General features: G+C 56.6%; 19 protein-coding genes. 14 read left to right on the plus strand and 5 right to left on the minus strand.

Features of this window, described 5'->3' with window-relative positions:
* Window positions 1–110 precede the first annotated feature (110 nt).
* Complete coding sequence (locus tag FYZ48_RS19955) at window positions 111–2,534, plus strand: c-type cytochrome (protein ID WP_149343622.1); 2,424 nt, start codon at window positions 111–113, stop codon at window positions 2,532–2,534.
* Complete coding sequence (locus tag FYZ48_RS19960; RefSeq protein ID WP_149343624.1) at window positions 2,528–4,090, plus strand: DUF7133 domain-containing protein; 1,563 nt, start codon at window positions 2,528–2,530, stop codon at window positions 4,088–4,090. Before FYZ48_RS19955 ends, FYZ48_RS19960 begins: the two co-directional genes overlap by 7 nt.
* A gap of 264 nt (window positions 4,091–4,354) precedes the next feature.
* Here FYZ48_RS19960 and FYZ48_RS19965 read toward each other — a convergent pair whose 3' ends face one another.
* Both FYZ48_RS19965 and FYZ48_RS19970 read right to left on the minus strand, forming a co-directional pair.
* Window positions 4,355–4,888 carry a hypothetical protein gene (locus tag FYZ48_RS19965; RefSeq protein ID WP_145035597.1) on the minus strand — a complete coding sequence of 178 codons (534 nt, stop codon included), beginning with the start codon at window positions 4,886–4,888 and terminating at the stop codon, window positions 4,355–4,357.
* 59 nt (window positions 4,889–4,947) lie between these two features.
* A complete protein-coding gene (locus FYZ48_RS19970) occupies window positions 4,948–6,027 on the minus strand; it encodes a peptidase (RefSeq protein WP_149343626.1) in 1,080 nt (359 codons plus the stop codon).
* Between the two features lie 325 nt (window positions 6,028–6,352).
* Between FYZ48_RS19970 and FYZ48_RS19975 the strand changes: the two genes are divergently transcribed.
* From FYZ48_RS19975 to FYZ48_RS20020, 10 genes are all read left to right on the plus strand, one after another.
* A complete protein-coding gene (locus FYZ48_RS19975) occupies window positions 6,353–7,255 on the plus strand; it encodes an efflux RND transporter periplasmic adaptor subunit (protein ID WP_187782123.1) in 903 nt (300 codons plus the stop codon).
* A 31-nt stretch (window positions 7,256–7,286) separates the two neighbouring features.
* Entirely contained in the window at window positions 7,287–9,500 is a 2,214-nt protein-coding gene (locus FYZ48_RS19980; RefSeq protein ID WP_149343630.1) for a site-2 protease family protein, read from the plus strand.
* A 171-nt stretch (window positions 9,501–9,671) separates the two neighbouring features.
* Window positions 9,672–10,634, plus strand: coding sequence for a D-alanine--D-alanine ligase (locus tag FYZ48_RS19985; protein WP_149343632.1), 963 nt, complete (start codon window positions 9,672–9,674; stop codon window positions 10,632–10,634).
* Window positions 10,635–10,791: 157 nt separating this feature from the next.
* Window positions 10,792–11,787 carry a cell division protein FtsQ/DivIB gene (locus tag FYZ48_RS19990; RefSeq protein WP_149343634.1) on the plus strand — a complete coding sequence of 332 codons (996 nt, stop codon included), beginning with the start codon at window positions 10,792–10,794 and terminating at the stop codon, window positions 11,785–11,787.
* Between the two features lie 202 nt (window positions 11,788–11,989).
* The gene (locus FYZ48_RS19995; RefSeq protein ID WP_149343636.1) at window positions 11,990–12,721 is read left to right on the plus strand and encodes a phytanoyl-CoA dioxygenase family protein; all 732 of its coding nucleotides are present in this window, start codon (window positions 11,990–11,992) and stop codon (window positions 12,719–12,721) included.
* A gap of 399 nt (window positions 12,722–13,120) precedes the next feature.
* Window positions 13,121–15,076, plus strand: coding sequence for an acetate--CoA ligase (gene acs / locus FYZ48_RS20000; RefSeq protein ID WP_149343638.1), 1,956 nt, complete (start codon window positions 13,121–13,123; stop codon window positions 15,074–15,076).
* Window positions 15,077–15,209: 133 nt separating this feature from the next.
* On the plus strand, window positions 15,210–15,998 hold the full coding sequence (gene larB, locus FYZ48_RS20005) for a nickel pincer cofactor biosynthesis protein LarB (RefSeq protein ID WP_149343640.1): 789 nt from the start codon (window positions 15,210–15,212) through the stop codon (window positions 15,996–15,998).
* A gap of 23 nt (window positions 15,999–16,021) precedes the next feature.
* Window positions 16,022–17,521 carry a PKD domain-containing protein gene (locus FYZ48_RS20010; protein WP_149343642.1) on the plus strand — a complete coding sequence of 500 codons (1,500 nt, stop codon included), beginning with the start codon at window positions 16,022–16,024 and terminating at the stop codon, window positions 17,519–17,521.
* Window positions 17,522–17,802: 281 nt separating this feature from the next.
* The gene (locus FYZ48_RS20015) at window positions 17,803–19,722 is read left to right on the plus strand and encodes a glycoside hydrolase family 88 protein (RefSeq protein WP_149343644.1); all 1,920 of its coding nucleotides are present in this window, start codon (window positions 17,803–17,805) and stop codon (window positions 19,720–19,722) included.
* A gap of 97 nt (window positions 19,723–19,819) precedes the next feature.
* Window positions 19,820–21,256 (plus strand): neutral/alkaline non-lysosomal ceramidase N-terminal domain-containing protein, encoded by a 1,437-nt coding sequence (locus FYZ48_RS20020; RefSeq protein WP_149343646.1) that lies wholly within the window; start codon window positions 19,820–19,822, stop codon window positions 21,254–21,256.
* Window positions 21,257–21,266: 10 nt separating this feature from the next.
* On the opposite strand, the gene FYZ48_RS20025 is transcribed toward FYZ48_RS20020, so the two are convergent.
* Together FYZ48_RS20025 and FYZ48_RS20030 are read right to left on the minus strand one after the other, a co-directional pair.
* Complete coding sequence (locus FYZ48_RS20025) at window positions 21,267–22,229, minus strand: PDZ domain-containing protein (RefSeq protein ID WP_149343648.1); 963 nt, start codon at window positions 22,227–22,229, stop codon at window positions 21,267–21,269.
* Window positions 22,230–22,343: 114 nt separating this feature from the next.
* Entirely contained in the window at window positions 22,344–23,120 is a 777-nt protein-coding gene (locus FYZ48_RS20030) for a glycerophosphodiester phosphodiesterase (protein ID WP_187782124.1), read from the minus strand.
* Between the two features lie 287 nt (window positions 23,121–23,407).
* Between FYZ48_RS20030 and thiS the strand changes: the two genes are divergently transcribed.
* Window positions 23,408–23,695, plus strand: a complete 288-nt coding sequence (gene thiS / locus FYZ48_RS20035; protein ID WP_232104984.1) for a sulfur carrier protein ThiS — start codon at window positions 23,408–23,410, stop codon at window positions 23,693–23,695.
* Between the two features lie 5 nt (window positions 23,696–23,700).
* Entirely contained in the window at window positions 23,701–24,534 is an 834-nt protein-coding gene (locus FYZ48_RS20040) for a thiazole synthase (protein ID WP_149343652.1), read from the plus strand.
* Here FYZ48_RS20040 and FYZ48_RS20045 read toward each other — a convergent pair.
* Window positions 24,515–25,255: a hypothetical protein gene (locus FYZ48_RS20045; RefSeq protein ID WP_149343654.1), complete on the minus strand. Its 741-nt coding sequence runs from the start codon at window positions 25,253–25,255 to the stop codon at window positions 24,515–24,517. The two genes, FYZ48_RS20040 and FYZ48_RS20045, sit on opposite strands and share 20 nt — an antisense overlap.
* Window positions 25,256–25,289 lie beyond the last annotated feature (34 nt).

Raw genomic sequence — 25,289 nt, forward strand, 5'->3', positions numbered from 1 at the left:
CGGTCTGCCGCTGCTTTATGATCGAAGTACCTGCCTGAATTACAGTTGCGATTCGCGCATCCCATTGAGAACCGGCCCCGACTGCAGCCCACAGAGAAAGAGACCGTTCAATGAATCAACGAAGGACCTGCCTGGTGACAGGACTTTTGTGCCTGATCATGGGCCATTCCCTGCTTGCCGCTCCCGATCCGGCCCCCTTTGTTTCCGGTTTCGACCGCTTCGGACGTCATGCAGAACTTCCGAAAGGGACCGCAGGCCGACTGTTGATCAGCGAACTGAGCTGCGCCGCCTGTCATCCCACATCACAGTCGGCTCTGCAACCCAAGGGGGGCCCTCGACTCGATGGCGTCGGCAACCGTCTGCAGCGGAAGTGGGTCACAGAATTCCTGTCCGCCCCGCATGTCACCAAAGCAGGCACCACGATGCCCGACGTCCTGCACGGTCTGCCTGCGAACGAAAAAGAATCCACTATTCAGGCCCTGACCGCGTTTCTGATGTCCCAGCAGAAACCGTTTCCCACGATCAAAGCCACCGGCGCCAATCCGGTCCCCTACGAATTCTGGAACAAAGGGAATGTGGCGCGGGGCCGCGAACTCTATCACAAAATCGGCTGCGTCGCCTGTCATGAAACCGATGCGGACTACGAACCGGGTGAAACCAAAATTTCGCCCAACGACAAACTGCTGGCTCAGCTCGATCCGGAAGACATCAAAGAGCTCGGACTCGCTGCAGCCGTCCGTCCGGTCAATTCGGTTCCGCACCCGGACCTCACGGCGAAGTACACGCCACAGGCTCTGACGTTCTTCCTGCTCAATCCGGAACAGACGCGTCCCGCCGGTCGTATGCCCCAGTTGAAACTTGCTGCCGTGGAAGCAGCAGACATTGCCGCCTATCTGCTCCGGAATAATCAGCAAACCGGGTCCGCGACAGCTGCTACCAGTAGCGACTCCGCAGAACTGATTGCCGCCGGCAAAATACAGTTCGTCGAACTCAGATGCGTGAACTGCCATCAGGTCAATCAGTTGAAACCGACATTCTCTGCCCGGCCTCTGAACCAGTTACAGGCAACCGCCGCGGCCAGCTGTTTTCACAACCCCCAGCAGAAGATGCCCGCCTATCCTCTGGACGAACTCCAGCAGACGACGATCAAAGAATCTCTCGCCGCTCTGCAGCAAAAACAAAAGCCAGCTGCGGCAAACCAGCTGGCCTTTCAGTTCCTGCAATTCAACTGCTACGCGTGCCACGAGCGCGACAAACAGGGGGGCGTCGGTTTTAACCGGAAACCGTACTTTGAAACCGCCGGTCATGTCGACCTGGGTGATGAAGGTCGGATTCCTCCCACGCTGACAGGCATCGGCTTCAAGCTGCAGAAGGGTTGGCTGTCGAAAGTTCTCAAAGGCAAAGGGGATATTCGCCCGCACATGCACGCCCGCATGCCGATCTTCCCTGGTAAGGAGATTGCAGCGCTACCCAATCAGTTTGAGAAAGTCGATCGTCCACAAAAGCGATCTGAAGCGGATGTCTTCCCTCAACATGCGCAGCTGGCCCCCGCCGGTCGCAGCATGCTGGAGACCGGCTGTATTCAGTGCCACCCGATCCGGGGCGAAAGTATGCCGGGCGTGGTTGGTACGGACCTGGGCGAGGTCACCAGCCGCGTGCATGCCCAGTGGTTTCATGACTTCCTGCTTGATCCCGCATCTCTCAAAGAGCGGACCCGCATGCCGACCTTCTTCCCTGATGGCAAGAGCCAGAACAAGGACGTACTCAACGGGGATGTAGAACAACAGATCGCCGCGATCTGGGCGTACCTCAATGCGGGAGACAAACAGCCGCTGCCGGAAAAGATTCTCGCCGCCAAGTCGAAAAACTACGAACTGATGCCCGACACAAAACCGATCATCCTGCGAACCTTCATGGAAGAGGCGGGTACACATGCGATCGCTGTGGGCTTCCCGCAGAAAGTCCACGTTGCCTTCGACGCCGAACAGGTTCGCCCTGCCCTGGCCTGGAAAGGACGCTTCCTCGACGCACAGGGAACCTGGTTCATCCGCTTTGCTCCTCCTGCAGATCCGCTGGGCGATGCATTGATGCAGTTCCCCGCAGGGCCACCGGTCGCGTTCCTCAAACAGACAGAAGAGGCCTGGCCTGAATCCAAACCGGGAACGAATACGCTGCAGTTCCGCGGCTATCGCATCGACAAGCAGGGCGTACCCACGTTTCTCTACCGCTACCAGGGAATCGACCTCGAAGACCGTCTGGAAGCGACTGCCAGGCAGACACTGAAACGACGGCTGACCATCAAAGGGGTCTCGCAACCAAAGACTGTCGGCGCGCTCTGGTTCCGCGGACTGACGGGGAAGAACCTGAAAACCGTTGATCCGAGCACGCGACAAAACGAAGACGGCCTGCGCGTCTCCGTTACAGCAGCCTTCGCCAAAGCAGGTGAAGAACGAACCCGGGACAAGCTCAGCGAATGGCTGATTCCCCTGCCCCTGACAGAAGACACCACGATTGAGGTGACATACCAATGGTAAAATACATTTTCTGCCTGCTCACACTGCTCTGTCTGACCAGCGGCTTGACCGCGAACAACGCATACGCGGAGAGTGAAGACGATTATTACCGCATCGTCTCCATCATGACCCCCAAAGCGCAGACCGAGTCACGTTCGAAAAACTGGAAGCCGGCCCCCGGTGACCTGGTGCTGGAAGTCAGCGGCATCGCGGTCCTCGACGATCAGCGTATCGCGGTTGCCATCCGCAAGGGGGAAATCTGGATTCTGGACGGCGTCTATGATGAGCCACCCAAAAACGTGACCTACAAACGGTTCGCCACTGCCCTGCATGAGCCGCTGGGACTGATCTGGAAAGACGGTGCGTTCTATACGGTGCAGCGGAGCGAGCTGACGCGGATTCGCGATACCGACGGCGATGGGACCGCCGATGAATATCTGACCGTCGCCAAAGGCTGGGGCGTCACCGGGCACTACCATGAATACGCTTACGGACCGAAGCTCGATCACGAGGGCAACCTGTGGCTGACACTCAATATTGGACTGGGACTGAAAAAAGAACACAAGGCCCGGGCCGTCAAAGATCCAACGCTCGGCTTTGCCCAGGGACGCTGGCGCGGGTGGGGGATGAAAGTCACACCCGACGGAGAACTGGTTCCCGTCTGTGCCGGCATGCGTTCGCCTGCGGGGATCGGCGTGAACCGGGCCGGCGATGTGTTCTACACCGATCAGCAGGGGAACTGGGTCGCCACGAATACGCTGCATCACATGCGCAAAGGGGCTTTCTTTCATCACGTGGAAGCGCTCGCCTCGATGAGTCTCCCGGGCTCACCCATTCAGGGTGTGAAAGAGATTCCCAACGGGCTGCCTTTCCCCGAGGCGATCAAACAGATGCCGCAACTCAAACCACCGGCGGTCTGGTTTCCTTACAAAAAAGCGGGGCAGTCCACAACCGATGTCATGCTCGATAACAGTGGCGGCAAGTTCGGCCCGTTCGATGGTCAGTTTTTTGTCGGCGAATTCACCCAGGCCGCCATCAACCGCGTCTTCCTCGAACAGGTCGATGGCGAATACCAGGGCGCCTGCTTCCCCTTCCGGGAAGGCTTCGCCTCGGCAGTCCTGCGTCTGGCACAGGGAACCGATGGCAGCGTGTTTGTTGGTCTGACCAATCGGGGCTGGAGCAGTCTCGGGACGGCATCCTATGGTTTACAGCGTCTGGTCTGGACGGGTCAAACTCCCTTTGAAATCAAGGAAATGCGGGCGAAACCCGATGGCTTTGAGCTGGTCTTCACGCAACCCGTCGATCCGAAAACCGCGATGGACCCCCGGTCGTATCAGATGAAAAGTTACACCTACACTTACCATTCATCCTACGGCAGCGATGAAATTCTGAACCGGGAACTCCCCCTTGAACAGATCACGGTCTCGGAAGATGGCACCCGGGTCCACCTCAAAGTGAATGGCCTGCGAGAACTGTATGTGCACGAGCTGGTCGCCGCTGGTGTGAAGAACAAATCCGGTCAGTCACTGCTGCACCCACAGGCTTATTACACGCTCAATAAGATCCCGAAAAAGTAAAAGAGATCCTGGAACTACTCGTGGCGTCGACCCTGGCAGCTTCCTGTTGCCTGCAGCAGTATGTTCTATCACGTAGGGGTAGCCCTGTGTGGCTACCCGCAGAGAGTGTCTGTTAGAATTTTGAACTATGAATATCTGAGAAAGCTGCCTTCGTTGCCTGCATAACGGTCGAAACTCGCCAGGCGGGCGGACACACAGGTACCGCCCCTACGACTGATTCCATCACGAGAAGTGCAACCCACATTCAAAATGACAACGATCGCGTTAATTCAGAAAACCGCGTTCGCGTAATTCCTGAATGTTACCCGGGGCACTCTCCCAGACCCGTTCGGCGGCGTAACGCATGATGGCGATGCCTCCCATGCCGGGCGGTGCGCTGAGGATCGCGGTGTGCTCTTCCTCTTCATCGTCCAGCTGTTTATTCAGCTTGTCGACCGCTTCCTCGACGCTGTCGCTGACAATCCGTTCGGGCCCGCTGGTGTTGGAGAACTTCAGATTGGAAAAGCCTGCAGTCCGCGAAAGCAGGAACGCGGCCAGATCCGCCTCCTCCTGCTCTTCAAAAAAGTTACGAAACTCGGGCTCCATCGAATCGGGAGTGATGATCATTGCCCGCGTGATCAGGACTTCCCCTTTGCGGACCTTGACCGTCGCCCCGGGTTCGGGTGCGCCGGTCACCAGGTAATAAGGAAGCTGCTGATCTCCAAACGTAAACAGGGAGAAATTCACGGGACGCTCAATCCGTACTGCAGTCCAGATTTCGAAGAAGCGCTGCTCATCGAACTCGTGAGAAAAATTCATCAGGTTCCAACCGGGGTGAAGAGAATAAAGCGAGTGTGAACTTCAGGATCAAAGTCGGTTCAGCTGACTTTCTTGAGTTTGCTGATCCGGCCCGTCGAGACCCATTCGGTGACAAAAATATTACCCGACTGATCGAAGCAGGCATCGTGGGGATGCACGAAGCGACCTGCTTCCCACTGCTTGGGCTGCGTGCGAATCTTAAAACCATCCAGCACGCGGTTCGTCCAATCCTGATCGTAGCCCAGGTGAGTGATTACCTGGTTCTGTTTATCGAACAGGGTCACCCGGGCATGCAGATCGGAGACCAGCATGATGTCTCCCTGGATGTCGATGTCTGCCGGGAAACTGACTGTGTTGACAAAGCCCAGGTGTTTGCCATCCAGGCTGAAATACTGGAGTCGGTGATTGGCCCGGTCACAGACAGCGATCTTAGGGGTGCCATCGCGGGTGTCGAGCCACATGCCGTGCGGTGTTTTCATTTTGCCCGCATCGGTGCCGCTGCCTCCCCAGAAAAACTCCGGCTTCCCTTCGCTTGTGTATTTGTGAATATAGTGGGAGCCGTAACCATCGCCGACATAAAATCCTCCATCGGGGGCGAAGGCAATGTTGGTGGGACTGTAGCGTTGTTTGGCGTCCTGATAATGCGCGGGCGCAGCGGGGCGTCCAATCTTCCAGACGACTTCTCCAGTGAGACTGGTTTTGGCGACGATGCCATGCTTCACATCAGAGAGATACAGGAATTCCTCGTTGCCTTCCTTACGGACATCAATGCCGTGACCACCGCCGTGATATTCTTTACCGAAAGAGCGGACGAATTTCCCATCGGCGTCAAAGACCACGATGGCATCCAGGGGCGTCTTCGCGCGGGAGCGATGTTTGATATAAATCAGACCGGATTCGTCGACACAGACGCCATGCGTCTCACCCCACTTGATGTGCTTCGGCGTTCCGCCCCACCCGTGCGTGACTTCGTACTGAAACGCGCCTTCACCGACAAGCGGCGGCTTAGTGCCTGCTTTGTCGTCAGCCCCCAGAATCGCGGGAGCAAAAAAACTGCCGGCAACCGCAACTCCGGCGGTTTTCAAAAAAGTGCGGCGGGAATCAATGTGAGCAGAACAAGCGGTGGAACGTTGAGTCATGAGCAGACGACCTGAATCGAGAAAGATTTCTGGCAAAATACGTGAGGTTCACGTAAGACAAGGAGGGCCCATCCACCTGATCTTAACGGACGGAATGTGGTCACCTCAATTGTGGATCGGAAAAAATAGGGTATTCTGACAATGTTCTCCACGCCAGGCTGCTCAGTTTACCGCCAGTCGGGCGGTCCGCCCCCGATTAAGATGGTCTTTCAGCAGTGAATGTGATATGAGACAATTCCGCCGGAAAACGTGTGTTTTCGGTGCTCTGTCTCACGTTAGCAGAATTCAAACTCACTGCTTTCCTGATAAAAGGAAGAGAATCACCATGAACCGGTTGTGTGCCTCAATCTGTTTGTTCACCACCCTGGTCGGTCTGCAGATCGTCGCGCCGCGGGCCCTGTCCGCAGATGAGCGTGCGTCGGCGGACACACCGCTGCGTATCGACTCGGTGCTGGTGACCGTCATCGAGCAGGTCGAAGTCCCCGCGCGGGAAGTCGGGCAGTTAACCAACCTCAGAGTCCGGGAAGGCATGACCATCGAACGGGGCGCCCTGCTGGCCCAGATTGAAGACTCCGAAGCCCGGCTGCTGCTCAAGCAGGCACAACTGGAATATGAAACCGCGCAGCTCAAAGCGGAGAACGACGTCGATCTCCGGTTCGCCCGTAAATCGCATGAAGTGGCGAACGCGGAACTGCAGCGGGCGAAGGACTCGATCCAGAAATACCCGAAGAGTATCTCTAAAACCGAACTGGACCGTCTGCAGTTGACCGCAGAGAAAGCGGAACTGGAAATCGAACAGGCGACCGAAGAAGCGAAGACCGCGCAACTGGAAGCGAAGCTGAAACAGAACGCAGAAGAGATCGCGGCTTTAGCTGTGGAGAAACGGAAAGTGGTCTCGCCGATTGACGGGATGGTGGTGCAGATCATGACCCGGACCGGGGAATGGGTGCGTCCAGGTGAAACCGTGATGCGGTTACTGAAACTCGATCGTCTGCGGGCTGAAGGCTTGATCAACGTGTCACTGTTGCAGGAACGGGATCTGAAAGATCGTCCCGTGGTGCTGCTGGTCAACCCGGGCACGAAACAGGAGCAGAAGTTCCAGGGCAAGATTTCATTCGTCAGTCCCGAGATCAATGCGGTCAATAACCAGACCCGTGTCTGGGCCGACATTGAAAACCCGGACCTCAAACTGAAACCGGGCATGCGTGCCTCGCTGATCATTCAATAAACTTCCGCGACTGAGAAGGCGGTCCTCCCTGATGTCTATCGGTGCCCAGAACTATTCGAACCAGCCCCTGCACCTGCGAATGCGGGCCGACCTGCAGGTGCAGCCGCTTCAGTTTGGCGGCAAGACGTACTGGGGCATCAAGGATCCGTTTTCGCTCCAGTACTATCAGCTCAGGGACGAGGAATACTTCATCCTCAAACAGCTGGACGGCGTGGCTTCGTTCGAAAGTATCCGCAGGCAGTACGAAAAAAAGTTCCTGCCTCAGAAACTGGAAGCCTCACACCTGCAGGGCTTTTTATCGCGACTGCATGAAGCAGGTCTGATTCTGGCTGATGCCCTCGGGCAGGGTGAAATTCTGCTGGAACGTCAGATACAGAAACAGCAACAGGCCCGGCGGGCCCGCTGGATGAATCCGCTGGCCATTCGCTTCCGGGGCGTTGACCCACATCGACTGCTGACCTGGCTGCAGCCGGTCGCGGCGCTCTGCTTTACTCCCTGGTTTCTGCTGGCGACGCTGCTGCTGTTTGCCTCGGCAGTGACGCTCGTCTTCACACACTTCGATGCAGTTGTCGCCCAACTGCCCGAGTTCACCACCTTTTTTGAAGCGAAGAACCTGGTTCTGCTCGGGGTCAGTCTGGCGCTGGTCAAGATCCTGCACGAGCTGGGTCACGCGCTCGCCTGCCGACACTTTGGCGGGGAGTGTCGCGAAATGGGCGTCATGCTGCTGGCCTTCATCCCCTGCCTGTACGTCAACGTCAGCGATGCGTGGACGATGACGCAGAAGTGGCACCGGATCATCGTGAGCGCGGCGGGCATCCTCGTAGAACTGGTGATCTCATCGGTCTGCGTGTTTCTCTGGTGGTTTACGTATCCCGGTCTGTTTCATTCGCTCTGCCTGAATATCGTCTTCGTCTGCTCGGTGAGTACACTGCTGCTCAACGGCAATCCGCTGCTCCGCTACGATGGCTACTACATTCTGCTGGACCTGGTCGAGGTGCCGAACCTCAGACAGCGGGCCCAGACTATTGTTTCCAACCGCGTGCATCATTTTTTCTTCGGACACAAGGCAGACACCCTGCTCCGCGAACCCCGACGGCTGCGGCGTTTTCTGTTTGCCTACGGGGTTGCCTCGGCGATTTACCGCTGGCTGGTTGTGTTTCTGATTCTGACCGTCTGTTATTATGTACTGGAACCCTACGGCCTGGAAATCATCGCGCAGGTCATGGGAGCCTTCATCTTTTTGGGAATGCTGATCGTGCCCGTCAAATCCGGAATCAAGGAAATTCAGACTTACGCGAACGCGGGTCGCATCGACGGCGGTCGTTTTGTCCGGCGTGCGGCACTGGTCCTCCTGCTCCTGATGGGGCTGCTGCTGATTCCCTTCCCGCACCGTATCTCTGCCCCGGCGTTGATTGAACTGCAGGACGCGAAGCACGTCTATGTCACGTCCCCGGGGTTTGTCGCTTCCATCGCCAGCCCTCAAACCGTGGTCGAACCAGGAGCCCTCATTGCCCGCCTGCAGAACGATCAGATCGATCTGGAAATTCTCAAGCTCAAAGGACAGATCAGCGAACAGCAGATTCGCATCACCACGCTCAAGACGCGTCAGGTCGACGATCCCGATGCCGCCCGCGAACTGCCCACCGCCGAGGAACAGCTGACCGATCTCAAGGACCAGCTCGCACAACGACTCACCGATCAACGCCGTCTCACCCTGACTGCCCCCGTGGGAGGGACTTTGATTCCCGCGCCCCGTACACCCGCACCTGCCGATGCAGCGGAGTTGCCCGACTGGGTCGGCTCTCCCTTCGATGCGGATAACCAGCACTGCTTTCTGAAGCGGGGGACCTGGCTCTGTTCGCTGGGAAATCCCCGCGCGCTGCAGGCCAGCCTGATTGTGGATCAGGAGGACGTCGAGTATGTGCAGGCCGGACAGACCGTGCGGATTCTGCTCGACGAATTTCCGGATCAGGTCATCACAGGCACGATCGACGACATCGCGGAGATCGATCTCGAAGATCTGCACCCCAACCTGATTCACCGGGAAGAGGTGATTACTGAAGTCGATGCCGAGGGCAAGCGGCGACTCAGCAGCACTTCCTACCTGGTAAGGGTCAAACTGGATGTGACAGACGAACAACCCGTGATTCACGCTTCCGGACAGGCCAAAATCGTGGTTGCCCCGGAATCCCTGGGGAAAAAGGCTTATCGCGGTCTGCGCAAGACCTTTCGATTACTGCAATAAACCACACCCTAACACACCCGCTTTTCCTGATTTAACATTCACTATTCTGACAAGATCACCATTTGCAGATTGGTGACCAACTGCTAGAATCCCCCCGAATCTTTGAAGATCTCAGAATTTCAACGTTGAAAATCCAAGCGATATTATGGCCGGAAGCAAGGAGGCGACCCGATGAGCCATTCACCAGCACAACCCTCGACCCCTTTAAACATTGTGGTACTTGCCGGCGGGGAATCTGCCGAAAGTGACATCAGCCTGAAGAGTGGCGAGAATGTGTCGCGCGCGTTGACTGCGCGAGGACATCAGGTGGTGACGGTCGATCCTTCCCTGGTCGATCTCGAAACCTATGACTGGTCGACCTGCGACGTCGTGTTCCTGGCATTGCACGGAACCTACGGCGAAGACGGCACCATCCAGGCCACACTCGAACGTTTAGGTGTTCCATACTCCGGTTGCGATGCTCCCACTTCCAAGCTGGCCTTCAGCAAGTCGGCCTCCAAGGAACGTTTCATACAGCAGAATGTGAGCACGCCTTCATACGTATTGATTCACGAATCAGACGATGCCCAGCGCATCGAACAGCATGCCCGCAGCATGGGTTATCCACTGGTGGTCAAGCCGGATGCCCAGGGCTCCAGTCTCGGGGTGACGATTGTCAAATCGCCCGAAGAACTGCCGCAGGCGCTGTCCCGCTGTTTTCATTATGACTCTTTCGGCATTATGGAGTCGGCAATCGCGGGTACAGAATGGACCGTCAGCCTCGTGGACGACGACGTGCTGCCTTTGATTCAGATCGAAACGCCTCACGAATTCTTCGACTACGAAGCCAAGTACCTGGAAGACTCGACTCAGTATCACTTCGAGTTCCAGCAGCCCACGAACGTGATTCAGTCGATCATTAAAACGGGCGTCGGTGCCTGCCAGGCACTGGGAACGAGCGGCATCGTACGGGTCGATATCCTGCTGGATCGCTTTCAGCAGCCCTGGGTACTGGAAGTGAATACCATTCCCGGATTCACCGACCATTCGCTGGTCCCCAAAGCGGCCGCTCAGGCGGGTCTCGACTTTGGTGAATTGTGCGAACGGGTCCTGCTCAGCCGCCTGGCGAAAGCCACCACCCGCCCGCAAAACTGATAAAGTTTACCCAGACGGCCTGTGCCCAGCGGGAATTCTGACTTTTCTGTGGTGTGCCACAACTCGCGCTGCTTGAGATTGCGATAATGTTAATGCAGGGGACGGTGCGCTGAGGTTGCGTCGCGCGCACCAGAATGGAACACATCAATCAGAGCTCATGAGTCGCAAAGCATCTAAAAAGAAGCCGACGAAGAAAAAAGTCCCGGCTAAAAAACAGGTCGCAGAGATCGAAGAAGAAGAGGAAGTGCTGGACGAAGAACGGTCTGCGCTGAGCCCCGCGCGACTGGTCCGCCTGCTGTTTCGTCCCAAGGTGCTTTTGATTCTGGCGGTGGGAATTACCGTCTGGTTCTTTTCGCAGAAGCTCAAGGATCAGCTCCCCGATCTGGCAGAACAGGAACAATACCAGATTGAAACCCGCAGTCTGTCGCTGATTCCCGCCCCTCCCCACTACGTCCCCATTGATCTGGTCGATCAGGTGATCAAACGCAACCAGCTGCCTGAGAAGGTCTCGCTGCTGGATCGGGATCTGGTCATAAAGGTTGCGGAAGCATTCCAGAAACATCCCTGGGTCCAAAAAGTCGTCTCGGTTCGCAAGACGAGTACGGTTGAAGTCGAGCTGCAGTTCCGTAAGCCGGCAGCGATGGTGGAATTCAAACAGCGTCTGTTACCCGTCGACAACGCGGGCGTCCTGCTGCCTCCCGAAGACTTTTCGGTCTCCGATGCCCGCCGCTACCCGGTGATTACCGGCGTCGAATCGGTTCCCGCCGGCCCTCCTGGAAATGCCTGGGGCGATGTCACCGTCACCGGTGCTGCCCAGCTGGCCGAAGCACTTTCGCCGCACTGGAAGGAACTGGAAATCGTCGCGATCGCCGCGCCTCCCCGCCTGAGCGAAGCGAGTACGCTGGACGATCTGATCTTCCGGCTGATCACCGCAGGCGGTTCGGAGATTGTCTGGGGTCGGTCTCCCAAAAGCCAGCGACGGGGAGAGCTCCGCGTCGATCAGAAGATCGGCAAGCTGGAAAAATACCATCGGGATTACGGCGGGTTTGATCGGCCACACGGTCCGTATGAAATCGACATTCGGCACTGGCAGGAAATTTCCCGCCGCCCGCTTCGCCAGCAGAGTCACCGCCGAACTTTGATGCGCCGCTGAATCTCAGCTGACTGCAGTGCCTGGCGCTCTCTCCCGTTCTGACAGCAGCGATTCGCACATCGATCTCCCAGTGCCGTTTTCCTGTTCTATTAAAGAATCTGGGAAAAAATCGTGGAAAACCGATTTCAACTCATTAGATTGATAGGGATCTGCATCTTGCAAGCGCGCTGATTTTGACCAGGCTGCCTATGAGGAGAAAGCCATGACTGAAGACGCCATCGTTCAGGAATACCGGGAACAGGGGTTTGTGCACATTCCCGAATTCTATTCTGCCGAACAGCTGGCCGAGATCCGTGCCGCGGTTGATCGCTACAACCGGGAAGTGGTTCCCGGAGTGCCTGAGAACGATGTGGTCCTTGAAGCGGATGGCACCGCGATACGCAACTGCTGGCGGATGCAGATCCACGATCCGTTCTTCGCGGAACTTCCGCAAGCAGCACAACTGCAACCCCTGATCGCTGCCCTGGTCAACGGCACGCCACTCTGCATGGGAGTGGAGACGTTTAACAAACCGGCGAAAGTCGGCTCGGGTGTACCGCCGCATCAGGACAATGCCTACTTCTGCCAGGAGCCGCCGGACGTGCTTACGGTCTGGGTCGCCCTGGATGAGGTGACGCCGGAAAACGGACCGGTGCAATACGTGGGTGGTTCGCATCAGGCAGGTCTGCAGATACATACGCCGTCAGGTGTCAAAGGGAATTCGTTCGGTCTGGCGGAAGACGTTGATGCCGCAACAGCAACGCCGGCACTGCTCAAAGCCGGTGATGTACTGATCCATCACTGTCAGACCATTCATTTCAGCGATCCCAATGTCAGCGATCATCCGCGGCTCGGTCTGTTGATGGTCTTTCGAGGTGAACACACACAGGATTCGCCTGAAATGAAAGCCGCTTATCAGAAGGCACGGGCCCTGATGGAGTCGCAGGCAAGCTGATCCGGCTGTATTTCCCGCTTCTGGCCTCTGGGCAGGTGTTCAAATTGTCTCCAGTGGTCGGTTCTGCGTCAAAAGAGACCGATTCGGGAAGAATTCGGGAATCTACGTTACTTTCCGGTGATTTAAAGTGACTTCCGTACCCCGTTCTGCTTGATTTTCCCTGTTTTGACGCTTAGATAAGTGGTTACCTTTCATAATTCCGTTCTGAGAGGAAGCGATTGGCCGTTTGTTGACTTCAAAAAAACAGCACCCTAAAATCGCTAACTTAGCATTGTTTAATAATTCGACTTCAAGACACAGGGAGAGAATCGAATCTACGCTCCTGAAAATTCAGGTCGTTGATTAGCATTTTTCGGTTCTTATTTCGCTCGCCAAATAAAGCAAAGGGGAATGACAACGATGAGTGACCAGGCTAACGAAAACATTGAAAGTGTTCTTCAGGAAACTCGATCATTTCCGCCGCCAGCCGAGTTCGTCGAACAGGCCAATATTTCGAGCAAAGAACAGTACGAAGAGCTCTGGAACCGGGCCAAAGACGATCCGGCCGGTTTCTGGGGCGATCTGGCTCAGGGACTGGAATGGTCTCAGCCTTATGATCAGGTCCTCGAAGGTGAGATGCCCGAGACCAAATGGTTCACGGGCGGGAAGATCAACGCTTCGGTCAACTGCATCGACCGTCACCTCGACAGCTGGCGGAAAAACAAGGCCGCTATCGTCTGGGAAGGCGAGCCGGGCGATACCCGCGTGCTGCGTTACCAGGACCTGTACCGCGAAGTCTGCAAGTTCGCGAACTGCCTGAAGAAGCTGGGCGTTGAGACCGGCGACCGCGTCACCCTGTATATGCCCATGGTTCCCGAACTGGCGATCGCCATGCTGGCCTGCTCCCGCATCGGGGCGACACACTCGATCATCTTCGGCGGTTTCAGTGCCGACGCCATCGCTGACCGCAACAATGACGCCCAGGCCAAACTGGTCATCACCGCCGATGGCGGCTGGCGTCGTGGTAAGAATATTCCGCTCAAAGAAGCCGTCGACCAGAGCCTGGAAAAATCACCCAGCGTGGAAAAGGTCGTGGTTTACCGTCGCACCGGCTGTGAAGTCGATATGGTTCCCGATCGCGACTACTGGTGGCACGATCTGATGGAAGACGTTTCCGCAGAATGCGATCCGGTGGAACTCGACAGCGAACACCCGCTGTTCATCCTTTACACTTCCGGAAGTACCGGTAAGCCCAAGGGCGTGCAGCACTCCACCGGCGGTTACCTGCTGGGAACGATGATGACCTCCAAGTGGGTTTTCGACCTCAAAGAAGACGACACCTACTGGTGTACCGCCGACATCGGCTGGATCACCGGTCACAGCTACATCGTCTACGGTCCGCTGGCCAACGGTGCGACCACCGTGATGTACGAAGGGGCTCCCAACTGGCCCGATGAAGGTCGCTTCTGGGAGATCATCGAAAAGTACCAGGTCAATATCTTCTACACGGCCCCGACCGCGATTCGTGCCTTCATCAAATGGGGCGACGAATGGCCCAACAAGTACGATCTCTCCAGCCTGCGTCTGCTGGGAACCGTGGGTGAGCCGATCAACCCCGAAGCCTGGATGTGGTATCACACCGTCATCGGACAGGAACGCTGCCCGATCGTCGATACCTGGTGGCAGACCGAAACCGGCGGCATCATGATGAGCCCGCTGCCCGGTGTCACCGCGACCAAGCCCGGCAGTTGTACGACTCCCCTGCCCGGCGTTGTGCCTGATATCGTGACTGCAGAAGGCGAAAGCCTGGGCGACAACCAGGGCGGTCTGCTCGTAATGCGTCAACCCTGGCCACACATGCTGCGAACCCTGTACGGCGACCACGAACGGTTCAAAGACGTCTACTTCAGCACCATTGAAGGTTGTTACCTGGCCGGCGACAGTGCCCGCCGCGATGAAGACGGTTACTACTGGATCATGGGTCGTATCGACGACGTGATCAACGTTTCCGGTCACCGTCTGAGCACGATGGAAGTTGAAAGCGCCCTGGTGGCACATCCCAAAGTTGCGGAAGCAGCCGTGGTTGGTTTCCCCCATGAAATCAAAGGGGAAGGCATCTGCTGTTTCGTCACCCTGACGACAGAAGATGGCAGCGATGAGTTGAAAAACGAACTCAAACAGCACGTGCGAACTCAGATCGGCGTGGTCGCGACACCGGATGAAATCCGCTTTGCCGCCGCACTGCCGAAAACCCGCAGTGGTAAAATCATGCGACGTCTGCTGCGTGACATCGCCGCTGGTCGCGAAAGCGTGGGCGATACCACGACGCTGGAAGACTTCAACGTCATCGCGAATCTGAAACAGAAAGAGGACTAAGACTCGCGGACTCAGGTCCCCGTTATCTATAATGTGCCCTGCGGCACAAAACCAATTTTGCAGGATGGTCGCTTTCGGCCATCCTGCTCTTTCTTTATATACCGGCTTTTACACTGGAAAAAGAGGCACTCTGATGGCAGATGATCAACTTTCTCAACTGTTTGAACTGGTAAAACAGGGAACGCTCTCTGTGGAACAGGCGGTCGAGCAGGCGGAGAGCCAGGGACATCATAAATCGGGAATGCTCTCTTCCGCGAACATCGACCTCGATCGCAGTTCCCGCTGCGGTTATCCCGAAGTCATCTACTGCGAAGGCAAGACGTCCACCGCGCTGGTTGAAATCTTCACGCTGCTGCTCGAATCAAAACAACGCTGCCTGGGCACACGGATTTCCGAAGAGCAGGCCGAGACCGTACTCAAGCAGTTTCCCCAGGCGATCTACAACCAGGTGGCGCGGACCATTCGCATCCCGGAAAAAGAAGCTGCTTTCGACGAAGAGTTGACCAAGGGCAAAATCACGGTGCTGACCGCAGGCACCAGTGATCGTCCCGTCGCGGAAGAGGCGATGGAAACACTGATCTGGATGGGCTACGAGCCGGACCTGATTGTGGATGTGGGCGTCGCTGGACCGCATCGCCTGATCGAACAGTTACCCCGCATTCAGAACGTTTCGGCCATCATTGTGGCTGCCGGAATGGAAGGGGCGCTCCCCTCGGTGGTCGGTGGCTGGGTCTCCTGCCCGGTGATCGCGGTGCCGACGAGCGTCGGTTATGGCGCGAGCCTGGGCGGCCTGACGGCGCTGCTCGGCATGCTCAACAGTTGTGCCGCGAATGTGACCGTGGTTAATATCAATGCAGGCTTCAAAGCCGGTTTCATCGCCGGTCTGATCGCCGACCAGCAGCGTACCTCCTCCGAAAGTTGACCCCATAACGAGAGACTCCCGCCATGCTGAATCTGTCCCCCCGTACTCTGCTCTGCGTTCTGCTCATCCTATTGGGCAGCTGTCTGTCAGGATTCCCGACACACGCGGCAGATGAGAAACCGGCCCTGGATCCGATCGTGCGGGTTGTTGATCTGAACGTGGGTGAAACGACGACCGTCACGCTCGGCAATGGAGAACAGGTCAAAGTCAAACTCTGTGATCTCAAGGAGACCCGCGACCCGATTCGCAACGCGGTGCGCAGTGCGATTGTCACCGTAGAAGTAGACGGCGAAACCATCGAGCTGGAATCGGGCATGTATAATCTGCCACAGACGATTGGCAAAGTGCAGATCGACTGTTCGATTACCAGCGGTTACAACTCCAACGGCACGCCGTCATTCTGGGGGCTCGACAAAGATGCCCGGCTCCGCCTGTGGCCGAATGGTTCGCCGCTGCTCAAACCAGGTTCATTTATTTATCCCGTCGATCAACGCTGGTTCGCCACGCGCACCTGGTACGACAATGAACCGGTAGACGGCGGCCATGAGATCCTGCCGAAGATTTACTATCACAGCGGTCTGGATATCGGCGGTGCTGAAAAACTGACGCGGGTCATCGCGGCCACCGATGCGATCGTGGTCTCTTCCGGAACGGACGTGCTGGACGGTCACAAAAAAGATACGCCGGTGAAACCGCGGTATGACGTCGTCTATCTGCTGGACGCCCGGGGCTGGTATTACCGTTACAGCCACCTTCACAAAATCAACGATCGCATCCGCCCGGGACGACTGATCAAACAGGGCGAAGAGATCGGTATCCTCGGAAAGAAAGGGGCCAGCGGCGGCTGGTCGCATCTGCACTTTGAAATCAAAAGCCGCCAACCATCGGGCAAGTGGGGCACCCAGGCAGGTTACGCTTTCATCTGGGAAGCATACCGTAATCAATACCAGCCCAAACTGGTCGCGAACACGCGTCGCAAACACATGGTCCTGCCGGGTAACACGGTCACTCTGAGCGGAGTACAGTCCTACAGTGTGAATTCCAGCATCGTTGATTACGAATGGATCTTCAGTGACGGCACGACCACCCGGGGCCCTGCGATCGAACGCAAATATGACTCTCCTGGTATTTATTGTGAAACGCTTAAAGTCACCGACGAAGCGGGGAACGTCGATTATGATTTCGCGGAAGTCATGGTCCTCGATCCCAAAGACAAAGAACATTACGTGCCCCGGATTCATGCGAGCTACTGGCCTTCGCTCAAGAACAAAGTGGGGGAGCCGATCACTTTCAAGGTCCGGTCATTCAACAATACTTTCGGCGAAGAGGTCTGGGACTTCGGTGATGGCACACCTGAAGTCCGGGTCAAATCAGACGGCAATGTGAACCCGCTGAATGAAGATGGTTACGCGATCACAAAACACACGTATCAGAAACCCGGCGATTACCTGGTGAAGGTGGAACGCAGCCGCGAGGATGCCGTGAAAGCAGAGACGCGGTTACATGTGCGCGTGGAACCGTAAGCGGATTTCATCAGAACGTCTTGTGGGTGGTCCCGGATAAAATCCGGGATTGCCGCAGGCAACAGGAGGTAGCAGAGTGCACGGTGGATAGTGAATCGACGCACCTGATGTTGTCTGATCCAGATTGATTGGCAGATCAATTCTAACTTGCAGGCCAGATCTGCGACCTCCTGCTCGCTCCGCTCGGCACGAATTGCATTCGTGCCCACCCTTTCCCTCATGATCAATTCAGAGACTGCAATCGCATTCCCTGCTGGCAATTGACTCCCTGCAGATTTACAATGGACGGGAGCTTCCTCGAACTCGAAATTCATCCCTTTAACATACCTGCCGGGAACCTGCCTGCCATGAACGCGCACCTGCTGCCCCTGTGTCTCAGCCTGTTAACCCTGATCTCCCTGCCCGCTGCTGTGGTCTCCGCTGCCGATGAGAAAACGGAACCGTCGACCGTTGATTTCAAAGGGAAAGTCGCCCAGCGGCTGGAGTCACTGAAAAAACAACCGGCGCTGATTCACTCGGCCCTGGGTGTCACTCGCCAGGAGACGCCGATTCCCTGCGTGTTCTCTGCCGATGATCTGAACTTTGAAACAGACAAAACGCGCGTCCTGCTGATCGGGGGACTGGACGGTTCACAGACATCCGTCGATGCGGTGATCGATGCCGTCAACTGGTTTTATGGATCCGAAGCAGCAGCACCGCTGCGGAAACAGTTCTCACTTTCAGCGGCCCCGATTGCCAATCCGGATGGCTGGGCACTGCAACAGGGAGCGAAAAATGCCTCCGGCGGCGATCCGACCAGAGGTTACCCGCCGCAGGGACCCGCCTATCACGATGCTCAGAAACCGGAAGTTCAATACCTGTGGCGGTGGATCGGCATGCATGCCCCGGATCTGGTGGTTGATGTCCGCGCAGGTCAGCAGCCACAGTGGTTCATCCCGAAAACCGCTCGCAAAGAAGTGCGCGGACTGCAGTCGCAGTTGTCACCTGTGCAAACCGCGAACGCCGACTGGGAACTGGCTGCCGCTCTGAATACCGAGTCCCCATCTCTGATCGGCCAGATCCCTGCCCTGGGTCTGGAAGTCTCAACTCAAGAGAAGTCTGCGTTCCTCCCCACACTGCTGAAGGTACTTAAGGAAACATCGTTTCCAGCGCCCTCTCCCGCGCGTGAGGAACTGATTCAGCGCCAACAGCGGACGCCGATCCAGGTTGCCACACAACTCTCGAAAGTGTACGGCAACGATCTGGGACGCCTCTCGTATCTGCCCGTGCTTTCACTCATTAGCCAGATTCGACTGGGTGAACTGACGAACGACCAGAGTCGGCTGCCTCACGTCGAGAAAATCACACAGGAGTATCTGAAGAAGAATCCTCAGCCCCTCGAAAACAAAGGGGGCGGCTCGGTCATCGCCGGGCACCTGCTCTTTTCCGAGCTGACCAAAGCAACCGGCAACCGGGATTACCTCAAGTACGCCCAACAGGCGGCGGATCTGGGCTTTGATGCGCAAGGTAAGATGAAAGAGTCGATGCCGCACCATGTCGAGATGAGCGATGCGGTCTTCATGTCATGCCCGATTCTCGCTGTTGTGGGTCGGCTGACCGGGGACCCGAAATACTACGACATGGCCATGAAACACTGGCGCTTCATCCAGAAACTGGATCAGCGACCGGACGGCATCTATCGAAATTCTCCCCTCAGCGATGCCGCCTGGGGTCGTGGAAATGGTTTCCCAGCGCTGGGACTGGCGCTGGTTTTGAGTGAGTTGCCCGTGCATTCGCCGTTGCGGGAACAGTTCGTGGAAGGACATCGTCAGCACCTGGAGGCGCTCAGCAAACATCAGGATCCGACGGGCATGTGGCACCAGGTAATCGATCATCCGGAAAGCTACCGGGAAATGACATCCACCTGCATGATTACCTTCGCCATGATTCGTGGCGTACGGGAAGGCTGGCTGGACGAAAGCGTCTATACGCCTCTCATCGAGAAAGCCTGGGAAGGGATCAAAACCCGGGTCGCGCCGAACGGAACGCTGGTCGATGTCTGCACGGGCACGGGCAAACAGAAGAACCTCCGCGGTTATCTCGATCGCATGGCGATTCTCGGTAATGACGCTCGCGGCGGGGCGATGGCCTTTATCGTCTCCAACGAAATGGCACAGTGGCTCAACGAACGGGCCAACGCCGCTGAGCAGAAACAGGATTAAGCGTTCTCTGCGGATGATGATACTTTGAAGCTCAACCTGGAATGCGCACTACAGGAATGATTAAACAAGACCTCTGAGTTCCTCCGAAAGGACTGTCATGATTTCACGATTCTCTGTTCTGCTGTTGTTTGTACCTGCACTCGGGATGCTTTCGCTCAGTGTGACGGAAGTCCAAGCGGAACAGGCGGCGCTGCGTGCCGGAGCCGCGATGATCGACATTACCCCCGAGCCCGGCGTTTCACTGGACGGCGTGATTTCCAAGAATGGCCCCGTGACAGGAGTGCATGACCGGATCTATTCCCGCGCGCTGGTCCTCGATGATGGAAACACGCGGGTTGCGATCTGCGTAAACGACCTCTGCATGGTCGAGCGGAGTTACTTCGACCAGGTCAAGCAGATCGTGTTTAAGAAGACCGGACTGCCCGCGAATCGAATGCTGATGACCAGCACGCACACACATGCGGCACCCCGCGTTCCCTATGGTCGCGCAAGTGAGCAGGACGATGTCTACTATCAGGCGCTGATCCAGAAGATGGCCGAGGCGATCATCACCGCCGAGCAGAATCTCGCGCCGGCCCAGATTGCCTGGGGCTCCTTCGATGCTGGTAAATATGCAGCGTGTCGACGTTTTCTTGCAGAGAAAGGGAGCGTCTCACTGAATCCGTTTGGTGTCGCGGGGGAGCAGATCAAATCGGTTTCAGGACGCAGCAAACAGATCATTCAACCCGCGGCTGACATTGACCCTCAGTGTTCGATCCTCTCCGTGCAACACGCTGACGGTACTCCGCTGGCAGTGCTGGGTAATATGAGCATTCATTATTGTGGCGGCTACAGGAAGGGAGAGATCAGCGCCGATTACTTTGGTGCGTACGCGAAATATCTCGCGGAGAAGCTGAAGTCGAGCGGATCCCATCCCCCGTTTGTGGGCATGCTCTCCAACGGCACCAGCGGGAATGTGGGCGCGGTGATGAAACAGGACAAGCGGAAGTATCAGCCGTTCGAATGGATTGACGAATCGGGAAAGCAGTTCGCCGAACAGACCATCAAGGTCCTGGCACAGTTGCAGTACCAGCGCAAGATTCCAGTGGAGATGGTCGAGCGCGAAATTGAACTGGCGATTCGTAAGCCGGATGAGGAACGCCTCGCCTGGGCACAGGAGATCCTGGCGAATCCGAAACAGAAAACCGTACATCCCTGGTCGAAAATATACGCGACCGAAGCGGTCGAACTCAACAAGTACCCGGCGACGGAAACCATCAAGCTGCAGGCCATTCGCATCGGCGATCTGGGTATCGTCAGCTTGCCTTGTGAAGTCTTTACCGAAACCGGGCTGGCGATCAAAGCGGGCAGCCCTTTCGGTGCTACCTTCTCCATGGAACTGGCTAATGGATCGAGCGGTTATCTGCCCACACCCACACAGCATGCGTTAGGCGGTTACGAAACCTGGCCCGCGCGGAGCAGTTACCTGGAGATCGAAGCCGAGACCAAAATCCGACAGACGGCCCTGGAGCTTCTGCGTGAGTTACACAACTGAGTTGCGACGCTTAGCGGTCGAGCCAGCTGCTGAGCGTGACGGGCAGTTTCTTGATCATCCCGTCACGAAGCAGTTCGACTTGTACCACATCGCCGGCTGATTTCCCCCCAATCAGTTTCACGAGGGCATCGAAGTTCTCGACTGGCTTGTCGTCGAACTTGAGGATGAAGTCTCCCGAGCGGATCCCCGCCTTCTGAGCGGCCAGACCATCAGAGACTTCGCCGACCAGGCAGCCCCCCTGGTCCCGGATGCCGGTCATGTGGGTGATGCCCAGCATGGCATCACTGTCGCGGGTCTGGAACTGAGTCGCGGGGAGTGCCCGCATCAGATCTTCCAGTGCAAGGTCCGGAAGAGGATGTCCTTTGATGAGATACAGCACCGGAAACTTCCGAACCCGCTTGATGAACCGCAGGCCGTCTTCGCCTCCGGTCCACTTGGAGCCCAGGGCCACATAGCGTACCTGTCCGGGTTCCACGCTGCCGCCCGGTGCTGTCCTGGCGATGTCTTCGGGCGTCCAGAGTTTGACCGTGCCACCCATTTTTGTGATTTCACGGACGGCCCGTTTTTCCCGAATGTCGGCGTGCCGGTCGATGGCTTCTTCGGCGCGAATGGCGACCGAAGGATTTTTCGCCTTCGTGAGTTTCTCGAGTGCGTCTTCGGCAGGTCCAACCGAATTAGCTTTCCCCAGAATGTAGACCTGTTCGATCACGAGGATCGCGCGGACCGCGGCTTCGAGACTGTCCCCCTGGGTCACCTTGAGCAGTGGCGGCACAACCTGTTCGCCAAACTTAGGCAGTTCCCGGGTCGCTTTCTGGCGGGCCTGATAGTCATCGCTCTGGAGATCGAGAATGTAGTCAACGGCCTGTTGCGGCAGCGCTGCTGTTTCTTTTTCCTGTGAGTACGCAGGCGAACCGGTCGTGAGCAATGACAGGGCCAGTGCTCCCGCGAGCAGGGTTGCGAAACATGATTTCATCTGGTTTGTACCTCTGGAATTAAGTGCGTCTTTTCAAGGGCGACTTCATTCCATTTTCGAACAAACCAGAGTGGAAATCAATACGAGACTTTATCAGAGCACCCGGAACAGGCGTTATTCTGCCTGTTTGAGAGTTTCCATCATCAGGCCGGGGCGATCGGTGGTGATACCGGTAATCCCCATCTCTACCAGCTTTTTCGCATCTTTGACGTCGTTGATGGTCCAGACGAAGACAGGCAGGCCGGCGGCTTCCGATTTCTGAATAAAATCGGCGGTCAGAAACCCGTTATAGCCGACATCCAGGCCATCCAGGTTCGCTTCTTTGGCTTTGCGGATGTAGTAGTCGGCGTTGTGTTCCCAACGGCGGGTGACCTTGTTCTGCTTGACTTTGAAGACCCAGTAGGCTTTGAGCTCGGGCATTAATTGCTTGGCCTTGCGCATCGTGTCGTAGTCGAAACCAATCAGTGCCGTCTGGTCGGCTGCTTTGCCCGACGCTTGCAGATCGGCTTTGAGCTGCGGCAGAACTTCGGGGCCGCATTTGATTTCAATGAACAGCCGCTTGCCTGCGGGGATCGTTTTCAGGATCTGCGGGAGGGTCGGAATCCGCTCGTTGCGGTATTGAGCATTCTTCCAGGCACCGACGTCCAGAGTCTGGAGTTCTGCCAGCGTCTGTTCTGCCACATCCTTATTGCGTCCGCCGATCCGCTTGGTGGTCTTGTCGTGGAAGGCGACGATCTTACCATCGCTGGTGAGATAGATGTCGATCTCGACGGCATCCGCGTTGCGTTTCCAGGCCAGATTCACAGAGGAGAGTGTGTTCTCCGGGGCATCAAATGAGGCACCGCGGTGTCCCACAATTTCGACGGCTGAGAGGGGATTTGCGGCTGACACGAGAGTTAATCCTGCACAGAAAACGAGAAAACACACGGAACGCATCGACGACATCTGATCTGATCTCCACAAAAATAAGCAAACAGCGGTAAGGGGTTTTGATCCATCGTCAGTTATATAGAAGCATATTAACGACTTGTAAAGAAACGATGAAAACCGGAAAGTGACCGCGGGAGGCCGCCGTGGTAGCTTCTGTTCAGAAGCGAATCCCGCTGCGAAGCGAAATAACGGCTGACAGATTCGGGCCATTCCTTGACGACTGGCAGTATCACTTCTAAACTCGCTTTTTGCAAACAATCTTTGAGAAAGATCAGATTTCCCGCGATCTCTCGTTTGCTTCGTCTGATATGAAATTCTTCCAGGGAGCTGCACAGGTGCAAATTCAGGTCAACGGCGAACCCCGCGAGGTTCCCGATGCTTTTACAGTGGCTGAACTGCTGGCCCAGCTCGAACTGCAGCCCCGCTATCTGGCTGTTGAACGGAACCTGATCCTGATTCCCCGTGAAGAACATGCCAACTGTCAGCTGGAGGCCGGGGATCGTCTGGAAATCGTAACGCTGGTAGGCGGTGGATAACTATTATGGCAACAATTGGCGATACCGAATCGGCCCTGGTACTGGGCACACATCATCTGAACTCCCGACTGATCGTCGGCACGGGTAAATACACCACGTACGAACTGATGCAGGAAAGCCTGGAAATCAGCGGTGCGGAAGTGATTACCGTCGCCGTGCGTCGCGAGCGATTGATCGACGCCGACGGCCGGAACATTCTGGACTTCATCGACCTCGACAAATACACGATCCTGCCGAACACCGCCGGCTGCTTCTCTGCAGATGATGCCGTACGTGTCGCGCGGATGGGACGCGAAATTCTGCGGGGCCTCGAAAACCCGGGAGCCGACTGGGTCAAAATTGAAGTTCTGGGTGATACGAAAACCCTGCTCCCCGACCCGGTCGCCACACTCGAAGCGACAAAACAACTGGTCGATGAAGGCTTTTCGGTGCTCTGCTATTCCACCGACGATCCGATCACCGCGAAGCGTCTGAAGGACGCGGGGGCGACCTCGGTCATGCCGGCGGGCAGCCCGATCGGCAGTGGTCAGGGAATTCTGAACCCGAACAATATCCGCATCTGTCTGGAGTACCTCAAAGAGGACGACCCGGACTATCCGGTGATTGTCGATGCGGGCGTGGGAACCGCCAGCGATGTGACGATCGCCATGGAACTGGGTTGCGACGGCGTGTTACTCAATACGGGTATCGCCGGCGCGCAGGATCCCGTCCGCATGGCCCGGGCCATGAAAAACGCGATCGAAGCCGGCCGCGACGCTTACCTGGCGGGACGCATTCCCCGCAAGCTCTACGCCACGGCCTCCAGTCCCGAAACCGGGATTATTGCGCCAAAGGCTTAATTTCCCTGGTCGATTGATTCTTACCGACCGGTTTGATTTTGCGGTCCTGCTTGCGGGACTGCTCTTTCTGCCAGGGGGGCTGACGTTCGGCTGAGATCACAACCTTGATCTGATTCAAACCGGCGATTCCCCCCGTCTGGCCTGAGGTACGGACGACTTTCCAGCTGGAAGTCGCATCCATCACGCCCCCTTCACCCAGTGCGCGATTGAGTTTTGCCAGCGCGGTTGAGAGGGCTTCTTCAAACGACCCTTTCGAAGAGACGCCGGTAAACGTTCTGCGAATCGGCTCCATTTCGTGCCCCTGGTCAAAGTGGATGACTTTGACACCCTGGTTCTTACCATGTACGCGAACTCCTTTGACCCAGGCGGGCAGATCGGTCCAGACATCCGAGGCTTTGACCTCCGAAATGACCGTAATCGCGATGCCGGTCGGCGGTTTGGCCTTGAGATAATAATCCTGAATGCCGTCTTCGGGAGGTTTGACATACACGGCTCGATCGAGATGCACGTCGGTGTAACCGCCGGTGGGAACCTCACCCACCACATCCAGGATCAGCGTGGGCGGTTTGGATTTCTGCAGCTGGTGTGAGACACTCAGAATTTTCTCGACGGTGATGGCTTCAGACTTCGATTTTTTCTTGTCTGCCTGTACCAGCGAAGTGCTGGCCCAGACGCAGGCGACTGCCAGCAGAACGATTTTGACTTGCTTCGTAGACTTCATCGGACTCCCTCCAGGTTAGAAATGGTCAAGGGAA

The sequence above is a fragment of the Gimesia chilikensis genome, from assembly GCF_008329715.1.
GTDB lineage: Bacteria > Planctomycetota > Planctomycetia > Planctomycetales > Planctomycetaceae > Gimesia > Gimesia chilikensis.